The organism is Promicromonospora sp. AC04, from assembly GCF_003058225.1.
Taxonomy (GTDB): Bacteria; Actinomycetota; Actinomycetes; order Actinomycetales; family Cellulomonadaceae; genus Promicromonospora.
This window is the reverse complement of sequence record NZ_QBUG01000010.1, coordinates 244,517-259,993: the sequence shown is the minus strand read 5'-3', so window position 1 is coordinate 259,993 and position 15,477 is coordinate 244,517. Positions and strand designations below refer to the sequence as shown.

The window sequence follows — 15,477 nt, the reverse complement described above, 5'->3', positions numbered from 1 at the left end:
ATGCCTGGCGCGCTGCTCAGCCCTTCACGGAGCCGAGCATCACGCCGGACACGAAGTACTTCTGCACGAACGGGTAGAGGCACACGATGGGCAGCGCGGTGAGCAGCATCGTCACTGCCTTGACGTTGGCGCCGATCTGGACCGCGATGTCGCTCAGCCCCTCGCCGGTGCCGGTGGCGCCGGCGATGATGTTCCGCAGGAACACGGTCACCGGGTACATCTGCGGGTCGTCCATGTACAGGAACGCGGGGAACCAGGAGTTCCAGAACCAGACCGCGTAGAACAGGACCATCGTGGCGAGCACCGCCTTGCTCAGCGGCAGCACCACCCGGAAGAAGATCCCGTAGGTGGTGAGCCCGTCGATCGCGGCGGCTTCCTCGAGCTCGGTCGGGAAGTTCTCGAAGAACGACTTCATGACGAGCAGGTTGAAGACGTTGATCGCCTGCGGGACCACGATCGCCCAGATCGTGTTCTTGAAGCCGAGCTCGCTGACCAGGATGTAGTTCGGGATGAGGCCGCCGGTGAAGAACATGGTGAAGACCGCGAAGCCGACCAGCAGCATGCGGCCCTTCACGTACTTCTTCGACAGCACGTAGGCGAACGTCGTGGTCAACGCCATGGCGATCGCTGTGCCCACCACCGTGTAGACGACCGTGTTCAGGTAGTTGCGCCAGAACAGGTCCTGCTCCAGAACCGACATGAGCGTCGTCGTGTTGAAGCCGATGGGCCACACCGTGACGTCGCCGCTGCGGATCGCCGCCTCGGAGCTGAACGCCCGCGCCGCCAGGTTGAGGAACGGGTACAGCGTGACGGCCGCGACCAGCACCAGCACCGTTGCGTTGACCCAGCGGAACACCGTGTAGCCGGGCGTGTCCTTGACGGTGGTGGTCCCCGGACGCGGGCGGGCCAGGTCCGGGACGGCGTTGCCGACGGGTTCGACGGTGGACACGGTGTTCACCACAGGGAGCTCCCGGTGACTCGGCGCGAGATGGCGTTGGCGGAGAAGACGAGGACCAGACCGATCACGGCCTCGAACAGGCCGATCGCCGTGGCGTAGCTCAGCTGCCCGGAGGTGAGGCCGACGCGGTAGATGTACGTGGAGATCACGTCCGCCGTCGGCTGGGTCAGCGTGTTGTAGAGCAGGAAGATCTTCTCGAAGCCCACCTGCATGAACTGGCCGATGTTCAGGATGAGCAGCACCATCATCGTGGGCCGGATACCGGGCAGCGTGACGTGCCACGTCTGCTGCCAGCGGTTGGCGCCGTCGATCCGGGCGGCCTCGTAGAGCTGCGCGTCGATGGTGGTCAGCGTGGCCAGGTAGAGGATCGTGCCCCAGCCCACGGTCTGCCAGATCTCGGACGACACGTAGATGGTGCGGAACCAGTCCGCCTGCTGCATGAACGAGACCGGCTCGCCGCCGAACAGCTGGACGAGCCGGTTCACCGTGCCGTCCAGGGACGTCAGCTCGAACACGAAGCCGGCGACGATCACTATGGACATGAAGTGCGGCAGGTAGCTGACCGTCTGCACGAACCGCTTGAACAGCCGCGAGCGGAGCTCGTTGAGCAGGAGGGCCAGGATGATCGGGAGCGGGAACACGATCACGAGCGTCAGCGCGCCGATGATCACGGTGTTCTGGAACGCCTGCCAGAACGCCTGGTCCTGGATGAACCGCTCGATGTAGTAGAACCCGACCCACTCCTCGCCGAAGATCGAGCCGCCCGGCCGGAACCTGCGGAAGGCGATGATGTTGCCGGCCATCGGCAGGTAGCGGAACACCACGAACCACACGATCGGCAGGATCGCGAAGGTGTACAGGCGCCAGTGCTTGCGCAGGGCCAGGCCCCACGATTCGGTGCCACGCAGCTCTTGTGCCATCCCCACCTCGTTGTGGAACGTTTTCGAAACTATCGGCGTCGCTACCGACAGTGCTTGTCGTCTGGGACAGTAGGGTGGGTGACATCTGATCGTCAAGGCGGTCCCATAACCTGGTGGGTCACGATCTTGCTACGGTGTACCTCAGTTCGAAAGTTCCGTGAAAGCTAGCGAAAGGCAGACGGGATGAGCGGCGTCCGTCCGGCCCCCACCATCGCGTCGATCGCGAGCGAGCTCGGCCTGTCGGTGCCCACCGTCTCCAAGGTGCTCAACGGCCGGGCCGACGTCGCCCCCGCAACCCGCGACCGCGTCGAGGCCGCCCTCGAGAAGCACCAGTACCGCCGTCGCCGGCCGGCGACGGCGCCCCCGGGCACCGGCCTGATCGACCTCGTCTTCCACCGCCTCGGCTCCGGCTGGTCGATGGAGATCATCCGCGGCGTCGAGGCCGCGGCCGCGGAGTCGCGCACGAGCGTGATCCTGTCCGAGCTGGGCGGTGAGCACCGCCCGCCCGCCAGGTGGCTCGACACCACCATCGCGCGGCCGCCGCTGGGGGTGCTGCTCGTCGCGGCGAACCTGTCGGAGGCGCAGCACCAGCAGCTCGACCGGCGCGGCATCCCGTACGTGGTGATCGACACCGACGGCGAGCCCCCGGCCGACGTCGCCTCCGTGGGCTCCGACAACTGGAACGGCGGGCTGCAGGCCACGCGGCACCTGCTCGCGCTTGGCCACCGCCGCATAGCGATGATCACCGGCCCCTGGAACATGCTGTGCAGCCGCGCCCGCGTGGACGGGTTCCGCTCGGCGCACGAGGAGGTCGGCGCCGCCGTCGACCCCGCGCTCGTGCGCGAGGGCAACTTCTACGTCGAGGCGGGCTTCGACCAGGGCCTGGACCTGCTGACCCTGCCCGACCGCCCGACGGCGGTGTTCGCCGGCTCCGACATGCAGGCCCTCGGGCTGCTTCGGGCCGCGCACCAGCTCGGCCTGCGCGTGCCCGAGGACCTGTCGGTAGTGGGCTACGACGACCTGCCGCTGGCCTCCTGGGTCGGGCCGCCGCTCACGACCGTGCGGCAGCCGCTCGCCGAGATGGGAGCGGCCGCCACGCAGATCCTGCTCGACATCGCGCGCGGCCGGTCCCCGAAGGTGCGCCGCCTCAACCTCGCGACGGAGCTGGTCGTCCGGGACTCGACGGCGCCGCTGAGGTGACGGGCGGCGCCGTCGCGCTCAGACGGAGCGGGCGTGCGCCGCGAGCCGGTCGAACGCCGCGTCCAGGTCGGCGTCCACCACCTGCGCCTCGGGGTGGGCGTCGAACCAGGACATCTGCTCCTCGGCACCCACGTCGTAGGTGATGGTGGTGCCGAACTCGGGCACGAGCGTCCGCACCTTCGAGATGTCGAAGACCATCGAGTGCGCCTTGTCGCCCACCAGGCCCGGGCCCATCTCGGGGAGCACACGGGCGATCGTCTCGGACGCGACGTGCACCAGGTCCGGGTTGCGCACGCCCGCGGCCTCGGCCAGCCACGTGTAGATCTGGTCCCACGTGGGCGCGTGCGTGCCGGTGATGTGGAAGTCGTCCCCGACGGCGAGCGGATGGCCGAGCAGCCCGACGAACCCCACCGCGAAGTCCTCCGTGTGCGTCAGCGTCCACAGCGACGTGCCGTCGCCGTGGACCACCACGGGCTTCCCTGTCCGCATGCGGGCGACGTCGGTCCACGCGCCCGACGTCGGCAGCAGCGTGCGGTCGTACGTGTGCGACGGCCGCACGATCGTCGCGGGGAACCCGTTGTCCCGGTACTCGCGGACCAGCAGGTCCTCGCACGCGATCTTGTCGCGGGAGTACTGCCAGAACGGGTTGCGCAGCGGGGTGGACTCCCGGACGGGCAGCCGCGACGGCGGCGTCTGGTAGGCCGACGCCGACGAGATGAACACGTACTGCCCGGTCCGGCCGGCGAACTGCGCGACGTCGCGCGCCACGTGCTCCGGGCTGAAGGCCCGGAACTGGGCGACGACGTCGAACTCCCGGCCGCCCAGCGCCGCGGCCACCGCCTCGGCGTCGTTCGCGTCCGCGACGAGGGTCTCGACGTCGGCCGGGACCGGGCGGGTCGAGGATCTGCCCCGGTTGAGCACCGTCACCCGGTGCCCGAGCCGCGCGGCCCGGGCCACCGAGGCGTGGCTGATGATTCCGCTTCCACCGATGAACAGGATGCTCTTGGACGACATGGCCTCAATCCTTGCACCCTCCGGGCAGGTCAGCGCTGCACTCGGGCGCTTCCTCCGCCGGCCAGCTTGGCGACCTCGGCGAGCGTCACCATCGTGGTGTCACCCGGGGTGGTCATCGCCAGCGCGCCGTGCGCCGCGCCGTACTCGACGGCCTCCTGGAGCGAGCCGAGCTCCATGAGCCCGTAGGCCAGTCCGGAGGCGAACGAGTCGCCGCCGCCGACGCGGTCGAAGATCTCCAGGTCGGCCCGGTGCGTCGCCTCGGCGAAGCCCTCCTTGCGCGACCACGCGACGGCACCCCAGTCGTTGCGCGACGCCGACCGCACCCCGCGCAGCGTCGTGGCGATCACCTGGAAGTTCGGGTAGGCCTCCGAAGCCGTCTCGATCATCGCGCGGAACGCCCCGGTGTCCAGGTCCGTCAACGACTCGTCGACGCCCTCGACCTCGAAGCCGAGCGAGGCCGTGAAGTCCTCCTCGTTGCCGATCATCACGTCCACGTGCTGGGCCAGGCGCCGGTTGACCTCCCGCGCCCGCTCCTCGCCGCCGATGCCCTTCCACAGCGAGGGCCGGTAGTTCAGGTCGTAGGACACGATGGTGCCGTGCCGGCGGGCGGCCGCCATCGCGGCCTCGGCCACGTCGGCGCTGCTCTCGGAGAGCGCCGCGAAGATGCCGCCCGTGTGCAGCCAGCGCACGCCGCGGGAGAACAGCGCGTCCCAGTCGACGTCGTCGGGCCGCATCTGCGCGATGGCGGTGTTTCCGCGGTCGCTCACCCCGACGGCGCCGCGGGCGCCGAAGCCGCGCTCGGTGAAGTTGAGGCCGTTGCGGACGGTGCGTCCGATGCCGTCGTACGGCACCCACTGGACGTACTGCGTGTCGAGGCCGCCGGTCAGCATGAAGTCCTCGACGAGGCGGCCGATCTCGTTGTCGGCGAGCGCGGTGACGATCGCGCCGCGCAGGCCGAAGCAGCGGCGCAGGCCGCGCGCCACGTTGTACTCGCCGCCGCCCTCCCACACGTCGAAGCTCCGGGCGGTGCGCACCCGGCGGTCGCCCGGGTCGAGGCGGAGCATCACCTCACCGAGGGCGACGACGTCGTACGCGCTCTCGGCGGCGGGGCGGACGTTCAGCGAGCTCATCGGTTGTTCTCCTCATCGATCTGCGCGGCGAGCGCCACGGCGTCGCGGGTGCGGCGGGTGATCTCGTCCCAGTCGCCGGCGGTGACGAGCTTGCGGTCGACCATCCACGAGCCGCCGACAGCCAGGACCGGCTTGAGCGTCAGGTAGTCGGCGAGGTTGGCGGCGCTGACGCCGCCGGTCGGCACGAACCGCAGACCCGGGAACGGCGCGGAGAACGCCTTGATGGCGGCGGGCCCGCCGACCACGGACGCGGGGAACAGCTTGACGACGTCGATCCCCAGGTCGAGCGCCGCCATGATCTCCGAGGGCGTGGCGACGCCCGGCAGCACGGGGACGCCGTGCTCCTGCGCGCGCCGCACCACGGCGGCCGACAGCCCCGGCGACACGATGTAGCGGGCGCCGGCCGCGACGACGTCGTCCACCTGCGCCGCTGTGGTCACGGTGCCAGCGCCGACCACGACGTCGGGCTGGTTCTTCGCGACCGCCCGGATGGCGTCGATGCCACCCGCGAGCCGCAGCGTGATCTCGGCGACGGGCAGGCCGCCGGCGACGAGCGCGTCGGCCAGGCGGGCGCCCTCGTCGGCGCCGTCGACCACGACCACCGGCACGAGCCGGTGCGCGGCGAGGGTCTCGAGGACTGTGGTGTCCGCGGATGACATTCCAACTCCGTTTCGCTATGGTGAACGCCTGTTGTTTACTGCGAAACGCATGCTACGTGAGGGAGCCCCATGGATGCCAGCCCGCTCGGGAGCGTCGACAAGGCGCTCCTGGCGCTCGACACGCTCGCGGGCTTCGGCGCCGCGGGCGCACCGCTTGCGACGCTGGCCCAGGCCGTCGGCGTCAGCAAGCCGACCCTGCACCGCACGCTCGCCGCGCTGCGGCACCGCGGGTACGCCGAGCAGGCGCCGGACGGCGCGTACCGCCTCGGCCCCGCCGCGCTCGCCCTCGGCGGCACCTACCTGGCCGAGGAGAACCTGCCCGCGCTGCTGCACCCGGCCCTGACCGCGCTCAGCGAGGAGGTCGACGAGCTGGTGCACCTCGGCGTGCTCGCCGGGCGCGAGGTGGTCTACCTCGACAAGGTCGAGCCGCAGCGTGCGGTCCGCGTGTGGTCCGCCGTCGGACGGCGTCGGGCGGCCGCGACGACCGCCCTGGGCCGCGCGCTCCTGTCGGTCCAGGAGCTCGACGACGCGGCGCTGGCCCGGTTCGCCGGCGACGACACGACCCCGCGCAGGCTGCGCGCCGCGCTGGCCGACGCCCGCACGAGCGGGGTCGCCGGGGAGACCGAGGAGAACGAACCGGGCATCGCCTGCGTCGCCGTCCCCCTGCTGCGCGCCGGCCGCGCCGTCGCCGCGGTCAGCATCACCGCGCCGGTCGAACGGCTGCGGGGCGCGGCGCGGGCCGAACGAGTCGGCGCACTGCGCAAGGTCCTGCCAAGCCTGCTCCCGGCAGGCCTAGGCGTGCCGGGAGCTGCGGGCTGAGGACAGGTCCGGCTGGGGCCGCTCCCTTCTGGTTGGCCCAGTGGAGTCGGCAGTTGGCATTGAGATCGGTCCAGGCCTGTGCCGATCTCGATGCCGGTTACCGACCTCGATTGACTGCCTGCCAGGGGGAACAACCAAGGCCCGGCCATCCCCTCTCGGGGGTGGCCGGGCCTTGGTTGTCGGTCCGGGCTACCGGGCGGTTACGCCCCGCCGGCCGCCATCTGGCCCGACGACGGCAGATCCCGCGGCGTCAGGCCGGCACCGGCCGGCACCGACTGCGGCTCGGCCGTGGTCGGACGACGACGCTCGTCGCGCGGCACACCCCGGAAGGTGAACTCGCCGAGGATGCCCTCGCCGGTGCCGTCGACGATGACCAGCTGACCGGCGGTGAGCTCGCCGAACAGGATCTTCTCGGACAGGGAGTCCTCGATCTCCCGCTGGATCGCCCTCTTGAGCGGACGGGCGCCGAGCACCGGGTCGTAGCCCTTCTCCGCCAGCAGACCCTTCGCGGCGGGCGTGAGCTCGATGCCCATGTCCCGGTCGCGCATACGGCGGTCCAGCTTCGCGATCTCCAGGTCGACGATCTCGATGATCTCGTCCTGCGAGAGCTGCGGGAACACCACCGTGTCGTCGACACGGTTGAGGAACTCAGGCCGGAAGTGCTGCTTGAGCTCGTCGTTGACCTTGGCCTTCATGCGCTCGTACGAGGTCACCAGGTCGCCGCCGGCGTTGAAGCCGGTCTGGAGGCCCTTGGCGATGTCCCGCGTGCCGAGGTTCGTGGTCATGATGATCACGGTGTTCTTGAAGTCGACCACTCGACCCTGCGAGTCCGTGAGGCGACCGTCCTCGAGCACCTGCAGCAGCGAGTTGAAGATGTCGGCGTGCGCCTTCTCCACCTCGTCGAACAGGACCACGGAGAACGGCTTGCGCCGCACCTTCTCGGTGAGCTGGCCACCCTCGTCGTAGCCGACGTATCCGGGCGGGGAGCCGAACAGTCGCGAGACCGTGTGCTTCTCCGAGAACTCGGACATGTCGAGCTGGATGAGCGCGTCCTCGTCACCGAACAGGAACTCGGCGAGCGCCTTGGCGAGCTCGGTCTTACCGACACCCGTGGGGCCGGCGAAGATGAACGAGCCACCGGGACGCTTCGGGTCCTTGAGGCCGGCCCGCGTACGGCGGATGGCCTGCGACAGCGCCTTGATCGCGGCCTCCTGGCCGACGACCCGCTTGTGCAGCTCCTCCTCCATGTGGAGCAGGCGGCTGGACTCCTCCTCGGTGAGCTTGACGACCGGGATGCCCGTGGACATCGCCAGCACCTCGGCGATCAGCTCGTCGTCGACCTCTGCGACCGTGTCGAGGTCGCCAGACTTCCAGGCCTTCTCCTTGTCCGCACGGACCTGCGTGAGCTGCTTCTCCTTGTCACGCAGCCCGGCGGCCTTCTCGAAGTCCTGCTCGTCGATCGCCGACTCCTTCTCGCGGCGCGCCTCCGAGATGGACTCGTCGAGCTCCTTGAGCTCCGGCGGCGCCGTCATGCGACGGATCCGGAGGCGGGCGCCGGCCTCGTCGATCAGGTCGATCGCCTTGTCCGGAAGGAACCGGTCGTTGATGTACCGGTCGGCGAGCGTGGCCGCGGAGACCAGCGCGGAGTCCGTGATGGACACGCGGTGGTGCGCCTCGTAGCGGTCGCGCAGACCCTTGAGGATCTCGATGGCGTGCTCGAGCGACGGCTCGGACACCTGGATCGGCTGGAAGCGACGCTCCAGGGCCGGGTCCTTCTCGACGTACTTGCGGTACTCGTCGAGAGTGGTGGCACCGATCGTCTGCAGCTCACCGCGAGCCAGCATGGGCTTCAGGATGGAGGCGGCGTCGATCGCGCCCTCGGCGGCACCCGCACCCACGAGGGTGTGGATCTCGTCGATGAACAGGATGATGTCGCCGCGCGTGCGGATCTCCTTGAGCACCTTCTTGAGGCGCTCCTCGAAGTCACCGCGGTAGCGCGAGCCGGCGACCAGGGCGCCGAGGTCCAGCGTGTACAGCTGCTTGTCCTTGAGCGTCTCCGGGACATCGCCCTTGACGATGTCCTGCGCCAGGCCCTCGACGACCGCCGTCTTGCCGACGCCGGGCTCGCCGATCAGCACCGGGTTGTTCTTGGTGCGGCGGGACAGGACCTGCATGACCCGCTCGATCTCCTGCGTGCGCCCGATGACCGGGTCGAGCTTGCCTTCACGCGCGGCCTGGGTGAGGTTGCGGCCGAACTGGTCGAGCACGGCCGAACCCGCGGGCTGGCCCTCCTGGGGACCACCTGCGGAGACGGGCTCCTTACCCTGGTAGCCGCTCAGCAGCTGGATGACCTGCTGGCGCACCTTGTTCAGGTCGGCACCCATCTTGGTGAGCACCTGTGCTGCAACGCCCTCACCCTCGCGGATGAGACCGAGCAGGATGTGCTCCGTGCCGATGTAGTTGTGGCCCAGCTGCAGCGCCTCGCGGAGCGACAGCTCAAGGACCTTCTTGGCGCGCGGCGTGAACGGGATGTGCCCGCTCGGCGCCTGCTGCCCCTCACCGATGATCTCGGTGACCTGGGTGCGGACGCCGTCGAGTGAGATCCCGAGCGACTCCAGCGCCTTTGCGGCTACGCCCTCACCCTCGTGGATGAGGCCGAGCAGGATGTGCTCCGTGCCGATGTAGTTGTGGTTCAGCATCCGCGCTTCTTCTTGCGCGAGGACGACGACCCGACGGGCGCGATCCGTAAATCTCTCGAACATGTGCTGCTCCCTCACGAGCGGCGTACACCTGCACCGGCGGTACCAGGCCTGACCGCAACGACTCTATGCGCTCACAACGCGCCCATGGGCCGGTTGATGCCCTTGTTCGCCAGGGGCGTGACGATGTACTGCCCTCGACGGGTGAAGAGCGAGCCGACGCGCGGCGACACGCCCGGGCGGAGGGTTTCGGCGGCGAGTCCAGGCTGATTAGGGGCTGATTCTTGCGGAGGTCGTTGACGCCTCCGCACACACCCGGCAGTCTCGTTGTCAGACCGCACCCGTCCCGGGAGGCCACATGGCGGACGAACCGAGCCCGACCCCCGAGTCCTGGGAACAGATCGTCGCGCGCTTCGCGCGCTTCTCGGGCGTAGTCGGCGAGGTCGACGACCCCCTCACCTGGGGACTCGATCTCGTCGAGGAGGAAGTCACCGGGGTGTCCGACAGCGCGGACCCAACGGAGGAACGCTTCCTGCGCTCCTACCGCACGTTCTCCGGCGAGACCGTCGAGGTCGAGACGCTGCGCGTACCCGCCACACCGGCGCAGATCGAGGACATCGTCCGCGCCGCCTGCAGCGGTGCACTCGTCGCCCCGCTGCACGCCGACGTCGATCCGGCCGCCCCGCCCGGGGTGGCCGACGTGACCGACCTCGCCGAGTCGTACCAGGACTACCGCAGCGCGATGCGCGCGATAGTCGCCGAGGTCGACGACGTCCCGTGCGAGACCCGCCAGTTCTACGTCGACGGCACGGCCAAGCGCTGCATGCGGGTCACCGTGCGCAACGTGACCGCCGTCTACTCCCCGGCCGCCGACCGTGCGGTGGTCGTCACCGGGCCCGCCGACCTGGTGGACCGGGTCGACGTCATCACCCGCCCCATCCGCAATCTCCTCCACGGCGAAGAGGGGCCCCGGTTCTGACCGGGCCCGCGGCCGCGGCGGTAGGATCTCCGCTGTGATCCGTGCCACCGCCTCCGTCGCAGTGCTGCGGCCGGCGGCGCGTCGCGCCACGACACATCGCCGGCTCCTGCTGACCCTGCTCCTGCTGACGGTGCTCGCCCTGGTGGGCACGGCCGCCGTCGGGCAGCGCGCTGCCGCCGTCGAGACCTGGGGCGACGACGACATCCGGGTGAGCGCCGACGGCGTCGCGTTCGAGAGCGGCCCCGAGAGCGACGAGGTCGCCTACACGGTCCGGCCCGCAGGGTCCGACGACGAGCGGACGTTCTGGCGAGATCTCACCCGCGGCGAGCAGAACAGCGGCTGGGCCGCGTTCCGGGAGGCCCGCCAGGCCTACTCGGACGGCTACTGCGTGGTGTCGGTGGAGGTCGAGGACGCGGACGACTGGCACGAGACGGAAGACAGCACCGCGTGCTACGTCGTCGAGCCGGCCGCGACCTCCACGCCGACACCCACCCCCAAGAAGAACGACAAAGCCACTCCCACGCCGACCGCGACGCCGACGCTCGCCGAGCCCGAGGTCGTCGCGCCGACGCCCACGCCCGTGCCGACGCCCACCCCGACCTCGACACCCAGCCCGACGCCGTCTCCGACGGCCTCGAGCACGCCGACCCCTTCGCCGTCGCACACGTCGCCCGAGGCCGCCCTGGTGCAGGGTCTCCAGGAGCAGTCGGTGGCAAAGGCGCAGGGCGTGGCCGTCGAGGAGGACGAGATCATCTCGCCGGAGGGCTGGGTCGCCGTGCTCGGCGGCGGCGCGCTCCTCACCGCGGGCGGCGCGCTGGTTCTCTGGCGCCGGCTGACCTGAGCCGTCCTGCGCTCCCTGCCGAGCCGGGGCCTCCGGGGCAGACTGGGCTGGTGACCACACCCGCTGGCCTCCTCCTGACACCCGGCGCGGGCGCGAGCCGCGACAGCTCGACGCTCGTCACGGTCGAGCACACGCTGGCCGACGCCGACCCGCCGGTCCCCGTTCGCCGCGTCGACTTCCCGTACCGCCTGGAGGGACGCCGGATGCCGGACCGGGCGCCGGTCGCCGTCGCGCACCTGCGGGCCGAGGCCGCCGCCTGGGCGAACGAGCTCGGCGTCGGGACGGACCGGCTGCTCCTGGGCGGGCGATCGTACGGCGGGCGGATGTGCTCCATGGCGGTGGCCGAAGGCCTGCCCGCCGCCGGTCTGGTGCTGCTCAGCTACCCGCTGCACCCGCCGGGGCGGCCGGAGAAGCTCCGCGTGGAGCACTTCGGGCAGATCGGGGTGCCCACGCTGTTCGTGTCCGGCGACAAGGACCCGTTCGGTACACCCGAGGAGCTCGCCGAGCACGTCGCGGCGATCCCGGGGCCGGTCACCACCGTCACGCTGTCCGGCGCGCACGACATGCGCGGCACGGCACGGGAGCAGGCAGTGGCACAGGCCGTGGCGACCTGGATCGCCTCGTTGCGGGCGTGATCGTTTGCGACTGCCCGACCGTTCTGGGCGCAACGATCACGCCCACGGGGGGTCAGCGGCCGCCGGCGGGTTTTTCCGGGTAGGTCGGCGGGGTCTTGTCCAGCTCGATGGCGATCTCGCGGCGCTCCGCGATGATCTCCGCCCGCTCCTCGTCCCGCTGCTCCAGCGCGTCCGCCTGCAGGTCGGCGCTCAGGTGGTCCCAGTACAGGATGCCGTCGAGGTGCTGCGACTCGTGGATGAAGCAGCGCGCCAGGTACCCCGTGCCCGACAGCTGCACCGGCCCGCCGTGCTGGTCCACGCCGCGCACCGTGGCGGCGCCGGGGCGTTCCAGCGGCTCGTACGCGCCGACGACGGAGAGGCAGCCCTCCTCCTCGGTCTCGGGCTCGGCGTCGAGGTCCATCTCCAGCACCGGGTTCACCACGTGCCCCACGTGCCGGTCGCCGGACGAGTCCGTGAGGTCGTACACGAACACCCGCAGGTCCACGCCCACCTGGGGGGCCGCGAGGCCGACGCCCTGCGCCGACTCCATGGTGGCGAACAGGTCGTCGATCAGCCGGGCGAGCTCCGGGGTGGAGAACTCCTCGACGGTCCGGGCCGGGTTGTGCAGCACCGGCTCACCGATCTCGGTGATGCGCAGCACTCGGCCGCGGTCCACCTCGGGGGCCGTCGCGGGGTAGTCCTCGGTCGGCTCGCCGAGCAGGTACGTGACGGGCTTGCGCCGTCCGGGGCGGGTCCATGCCATGGCACAGAGGGTACCTTCGGCGCATGCGGTCCACGCCGATCCGAGACGCCGCGAGCGCTGCGCGCACCGCTGCGGACCGCCCACCTGAGCGGTGCGCGTGAGGGGTGCGCGTGAGCGGTGACGGGACCGCCCTGGCCGGGCTCCGACGTCGGACGGCGCCTGCCGTCGCGGCCGTGGTGACCGTGGCCGCGGGACTCTCCGTGCGGTCCGTGCTCGGGGGCGACCTGGCGAAGTACGCGGGCGACGCGCTCTACGCGCTGCTGATCTTCTGGCTCGTGCTGGTGGTGGCGCCGCGCACGCGCGGGTGGGTGGCCGCGGTGGTGGCGTTCGGGGTGAGCGCGGCCGTCGAGCTCTTCCAGCTCACGGGTGTTCCCGCTGAGCTGGGCGCGCACAGCGCGTTCGCCCGGCTGGTGCTCGGCACCACGTTCAACGCGCCGGACCTGCCGTTCTACGCGCTGGGGGTCGCGGCGGGGTGGGCGCTGCACCGGATCGCCGGTCCGCTTCGACCAAGCGGTTACGCACGTAGATCGGCCCGGAACCAGTCCTGATGCCTTGCTCGAAGCGGACCTCTGACCGGTCCGCCGGCGTGGGGCCGTCACGCCGAGGGCGGCTGCGCCGTCGGAGGGGTGAAAGGTCGACGCACCCGAGGAGAACCGTATGAACATCGCCCTGTGGACAGTCGCCGGGCTCCTTTCCGTCGCCTACGTAGCTGGTGGCGGGCTCAAAGTGATCATGAGCAGGGAGAGGATCGCTGCGACGGGGCCTGCCGCGGAATGGGTCGAGGACTTCCGGCCCAGCAGCGTCAAGGCCATCGGGGCCTTGGAGGTACTGGGCGGCCTGGGCCTGGTGCTGCCTGCCGTGCTCGGCATCGCGCAGGAGCTGGTGCCGCTGGCTGCCCTCGGCCTGGTGATGATCATGGTGGGCGCCGCGATCACGCGCATCGGGCGTCACGAGTACGGCCTCATGCTGGCCGACCTGACATACCTCGCCCTGGCCGCCTTCGTGGCGTGGGGCCGCTTCGGGCCGGAGGCCTTCGTCGGCTGATCCGACCGGCTCGGGGTAGGAGGCCTCCCAGGCAACAAGAAACCCCGCCTGGCCTTGGCCTTTTGGCCTGGTCAAGCGGGGTCTTTCCATGGAGCCGCCTGTGAGAATCGAACTCACGACCTTCTCATTACGAGTGAGACGCTCTACCGACTGAGCTAAGGCGGCGCGCGCACCGCTGTCCGGTGAACCGGATGGGTGAGCGGGCATCACTGTACCCAATGGATGGCCCAGGTTTCAAAGCGAAACGGTGTGACGTCTTCAACCCGCCGCACCGGGCCGACGACAGGTCAGCAGGTGAGGCCGTCCTCAGGGATCACGCCCTCCACCAGGTAGTCCTCCACGGCCCCGCCGATGCAGTTGTTGGACCGGCCGTACGCGGTGTGCCCCTCGCCCTCGTACGTGACCAGGACGCCCGACGAGAGCGTCTTCGCGAGCGACTCGGCCCAGCGGTACGGGGTGGCGGGGTCGTTGGTGGTGCCGATGACGACGATCGGCGGCGCACCCTTCGCGGCGGCGTCGAACTCCTGCTTCGCCGGCGGGTACGGCCAGTCGGTGCACTCGATGCCGGAGTACCCGAACGACTCGCCGAGCGTGGGGGCCGCCTCCTGGATGTCGGCGGCGAGCTCCCGCATCTTCGCCATGTCGTCCTCCGCGCGGGAGTCGGCGCAGTTGATCGCGCGGAACGCCTCCTCGCTGTTGGACTTGAAGGTGCCGTCGTCGTTGCGCTCGTTGTAGACGTCCGCCAGGTAGAGCAGGTCGTCCCCGGTGCCCTCCCAGAGGACCTCCTGCAGGGCCTGCGTGAGGAACGGCCAGGAGGCCTCGTCGTACATCGTCACGGCCACGCCGTAGAACGCGAGCTTCTTGGTCACCGTGCGCCCCGACGACGTCGGGATCGGGTTGGGTTCGGCGTCCTCGACCAAAGCCTGGATCTGCTGCAGACCGGCCGTGACGTCGCCCTCCAGCGGGCAGTCGCTGCCCGCCTGGCAGTCCGTCACGTAGGCGCGCAGCGCGCTCTCGAAGCCCTCGGCCTGCTGCAGCGCCACCTCGTCGGAGCCGAGCGTGGTGTCGAGCGCACCGTCGAGCACCAGGCGCCCGGCCCGGTCGGGGAACAGGCCGGCGTAGGTGGCGCCGAGTTGGGTGCCGTAGGAGAACCCGAGGTAGTTGAGCTTGTCGTCGCCGAGCGCACCCCGGAGCATGTCCATGTCGCGCGCGGCGGACTGCGTGTCGACGTTCTCCAGCAGCGGCCCGGTGTTCTCGGCGCAGGCCTCTGCCCAGTCCCGCACCGAGTCCTGCCGGGCCGCCAGGCCGTCGGGCGTGTAGGGGTAGTCGGTGCTGAGGAACTCGTCCTTGCCCGCATCGTCATAGCACTTCACCGGCGTCGACTGCCCCACCCCGCGGGGGTCGAAGCCCACTATGTCGAACGATGTGCGCAGCGCCTGCCCGAACCGCGCCGGGTCGCCCACGAAGTCCACTCCCGAGCCGCCCGGCCCGCCCGGGTTGACCAGCAACGACCCGATCTTCTGCCCGGAAGCGGGGATCCGCTTGAGCGCGATCTCGATGCTCCCCTCCCCCGGGTCGTGCCAGGAGAGCGGGGCGGACGCCGTGGCGCACTGGAAGCCCTCGCCGCAGTCGGTCCACTCCAGCGACTGGCCGTAGTAGTCCTCGTAACCCTCCGGGGCGCCCTCCGTCGCCGAGCCATCCGATTTGCCCACGTCTTCCAGCGCCGTCTGCACCTTGGGGGGTGCACCGCAGGCGGCGAGGAGAAGAACGGTGGCGAGCAGCGTGGCGACGACGGCCGCAGGCTGACGACGGCGGGCGGGGCGAATCACCCGGACAA

General features: G+C 70.5%; 15 protein-coding genes and 1 tRNA gene. 7 read left to right on the top strand and 9 right to left on the bottom strand.

Translation table 11 applies throughout. The features are described 5' to 3' along the window. Nucleotides 1-16: 16 nt before the first annotated feature. Both C8K30_RS24235 and C8K30_RS24230 read right to left on the bottom strand, forming a co-directional pair. Complete coding sequence (locus C8K30_RS24235; RefSeq protein ID WP_369941070.1) at nt 17-949, bottom strand: carbohydrate ABC transporter permease; 933 nt, start codon at nt 947-949, stop codon at nt 17-19. Between the two features lie 5 nt (nt 950-954). Beyond that, nucleotides 955-1,878, bottom strand: coding sequence for a sugar ABC transporter permease (locus tag C8K30_RS24230; protein ID WP_108495450.1), 924 nt, complete (start codon nt 1,876-1,878; stop codon nt 955-957). A gap of 183 nt (nt 1,879-2,061) precedes the next feature. Here C8K30_RS24230 and C8K30_RS24225 point away from each other — a divergent pair, with 183 nt between their 5' ends. Continuing rightward, nucleotides 2,062-3,078, top strand: coding sequence for a LacI family DNA-binding transcriptional regulator (locus C8K30_RS24225; protein ID WP_108495449.1), 1,017 nt, complete (start codon nt 2,062-2,064; stop codon nt 3,076-3,078). Between the two features lie 18 nt (nt 3,079-3,096). Here C8K30_RS24225 and C8K30_RS24220 read toward each other — a convergent pair whose 3' ends face one another. Genes C8K30_RS24220 through eda form a run of 3 tightly spaced genes read right to left on the bottom strand, consistent with a single transcriptional unit; the run spans nt 3,097 to nt 5,881 of the window. Further along, entirely contained in the window at nt 3,097-4,092 is a 996-nt protein-coding gene (locus C8K30_RS24220; RefSeq protein WP_108495448.1) for an NAD-dependent epimerase/dehydratase family protein, read from the bottom strand. A 29-nt stretch (nt 4,093-4,121) separates the two neighbouring features. Beyond that, a complete protein-coding gene (locus tag C8K30_RS24215) occupies nt 4,122-5,222 on the bottom strand; it encodes a sugar kinase (RefSeq protein WP_108495447.1) in 1,101 nt (366 codons plus the stop codon). Further along, nucleotides 5,219-5,881, bottom strand: a complete 663-nt coding sequence (gene eda / locus C8K30_RS24210; RefSeq protein WP_108495446.1) for a bifunctional 4-hydroxy-2-oxoglutarate aldolase/2-dehydro-3-deoxy-phosphogluconate aldolase — start codon at nt 5,879-5,881, stop codon at nt 5,219-5,221. Before eda ends, C8K30_RS24215 begins: the two co-directional genes overlap by 4 nt. A gap of 69 nt (nt 5,882-5,950) precedes the next feature. Here eda and C8K30_RS24205 point away from each other — a divergent pair, with 69 nt between their 5' ends. Then, nucleotides 5,951-6,700 (top strand): IclR family transcriptional regulator, encoded by a 750-nt coding sequence (locus tag C8K30_RS24205; protein ID WP_108495445.1) that lies wholly within the window; start codon nt 5,951-5,953, stop codon nt 6,698-6,700. 200 nt (nt 6,701-6,900) lie between these two features. On the opposite strand, the gene C8K30_RS24200 is transcribed toward C8K30_RS24205, so the two are convergent. Next, nucleotides 6,901-9,462, bottom strand: coding sequence for an ATP-dependent Clp protease ATP-binding subunit (locus tag C8K30_RS24200; protein ID WP_108495444.1), 2,562 nt, complete (start codon nt 9,460-9,462; stop codon nt 6,901-6,903). Nucleotides 9,463-9,757: 295 nt separating this feature from the next. Between C8K30_RS24200 and C8K30_RS24195 the strand changes: the two genes are divergently transcribed. The 3 genes from C8K30_RS24195 to C8K30_RS24185 are packed head-to-tail and all read left to right on the top strand — an operon-like array spanning nt 9,758 to nt 11,854. Further along, entirely contained in the window at nt 9,758-10,378 is a 621-nt protein-coding gene (locus C8K30_RS24195; RefSeq protein ID WP_108495443.1) for a hypothetical protein, read from the top strand. Between the two features lie 34 nt (nt 10,379-10,412). Beyond that, nucleotides 10,413-11,219 (top strand): hypothetical protein, encoded by an 807-nt coding sequence (locus tag C8K30_RS31045; protein WP_108495442.1) that lies wholly within the window; start codon nt 10,413-10,415, stop codon nt 11,217-11,219. Between the two features lie 50 nt (nt 11,220-11,269). Continuing rightward, on the top strand, nt 11,270-11,854 hold the full coding sequence (locus tag C8K30_RS24185; protein ID WP_108495441.1) for an alpha/beta family hydrolase: 585 nt from the start codon (nt 11,270-11,272) through the stop codon (nt 11,852-11,854). 52 nt (nt 11,855-11,906) lie between these two features. On the opposite strand, the gene def is transcribed toward C8K30_RS24185, so the two are convergent. Next, nucleotides 11,907-12,596: a peptide deformylase gene (gene def, locus C8K30_RS24180; protein WP_108495440.1), complete on the bottom strand. Its 690-nt coding sequence runs from the start codon at nt 12,594-12,596 to the stop codon at nt 11,907-11,909. 110 nt (nt 12,597-12,706) lie between these two features. Between def and C8K30_RS24175 the strand changes: the two genes are divergently transcribed. Next, nucleotides 12,707-13,144, top strand: a complete 438-nt coding sequence (locus C8K30_RS24175) for a DUF2809 domain-containing protein (RefSeq protein WP_233257406.1) — start codon at nt 12,707-12,709, stop codon at nt 13,142-13,144. A gap of 109 nt (nt 13,145-13,253) precedes the next feature. Then, the gene (locus C8K30_RS24170) at nt 13,254-13,640 is read left to right on the top strand and encodes a DoxX family protein (RefSeq protein WP_108495438.1); all 387 of its coding nucleotides are present in this window, start codon (nt 13,254-13,256) and stop codon (nt 13,638-13,640) included. An 89-nt stretch (nt 13,641-13,729) separates the two neighbouring features. Here the strand turns inward: C8K30_RS24170 and C8K30_RS24165 are convergent. Both C8K30_RS24165 and C8K30_RS24160 read right to left on the bottom strand, forming a co-directional pair. Further along, a tRNA-Thr gene (locus C8K30_RS24165) sits at nt 13,730-13,805 on the bottom strand. Nucleotides 13,806-13,927: 122 nt separating this feature from the next. After that, nucleotides 13,928-15,469: an alpha/beta hydrolase gene (locus C8K30_RS24160; RefSeq protein WP_233257405.1), complete on the bottom strand. Its 1,542-nt coding sequence runs from the start codon at nt 15,467-15,469 to the stop codon at nt 13,928-13,930. Nucleotides 15,470-15,477 lie beyond the last annotated feature (8 nt).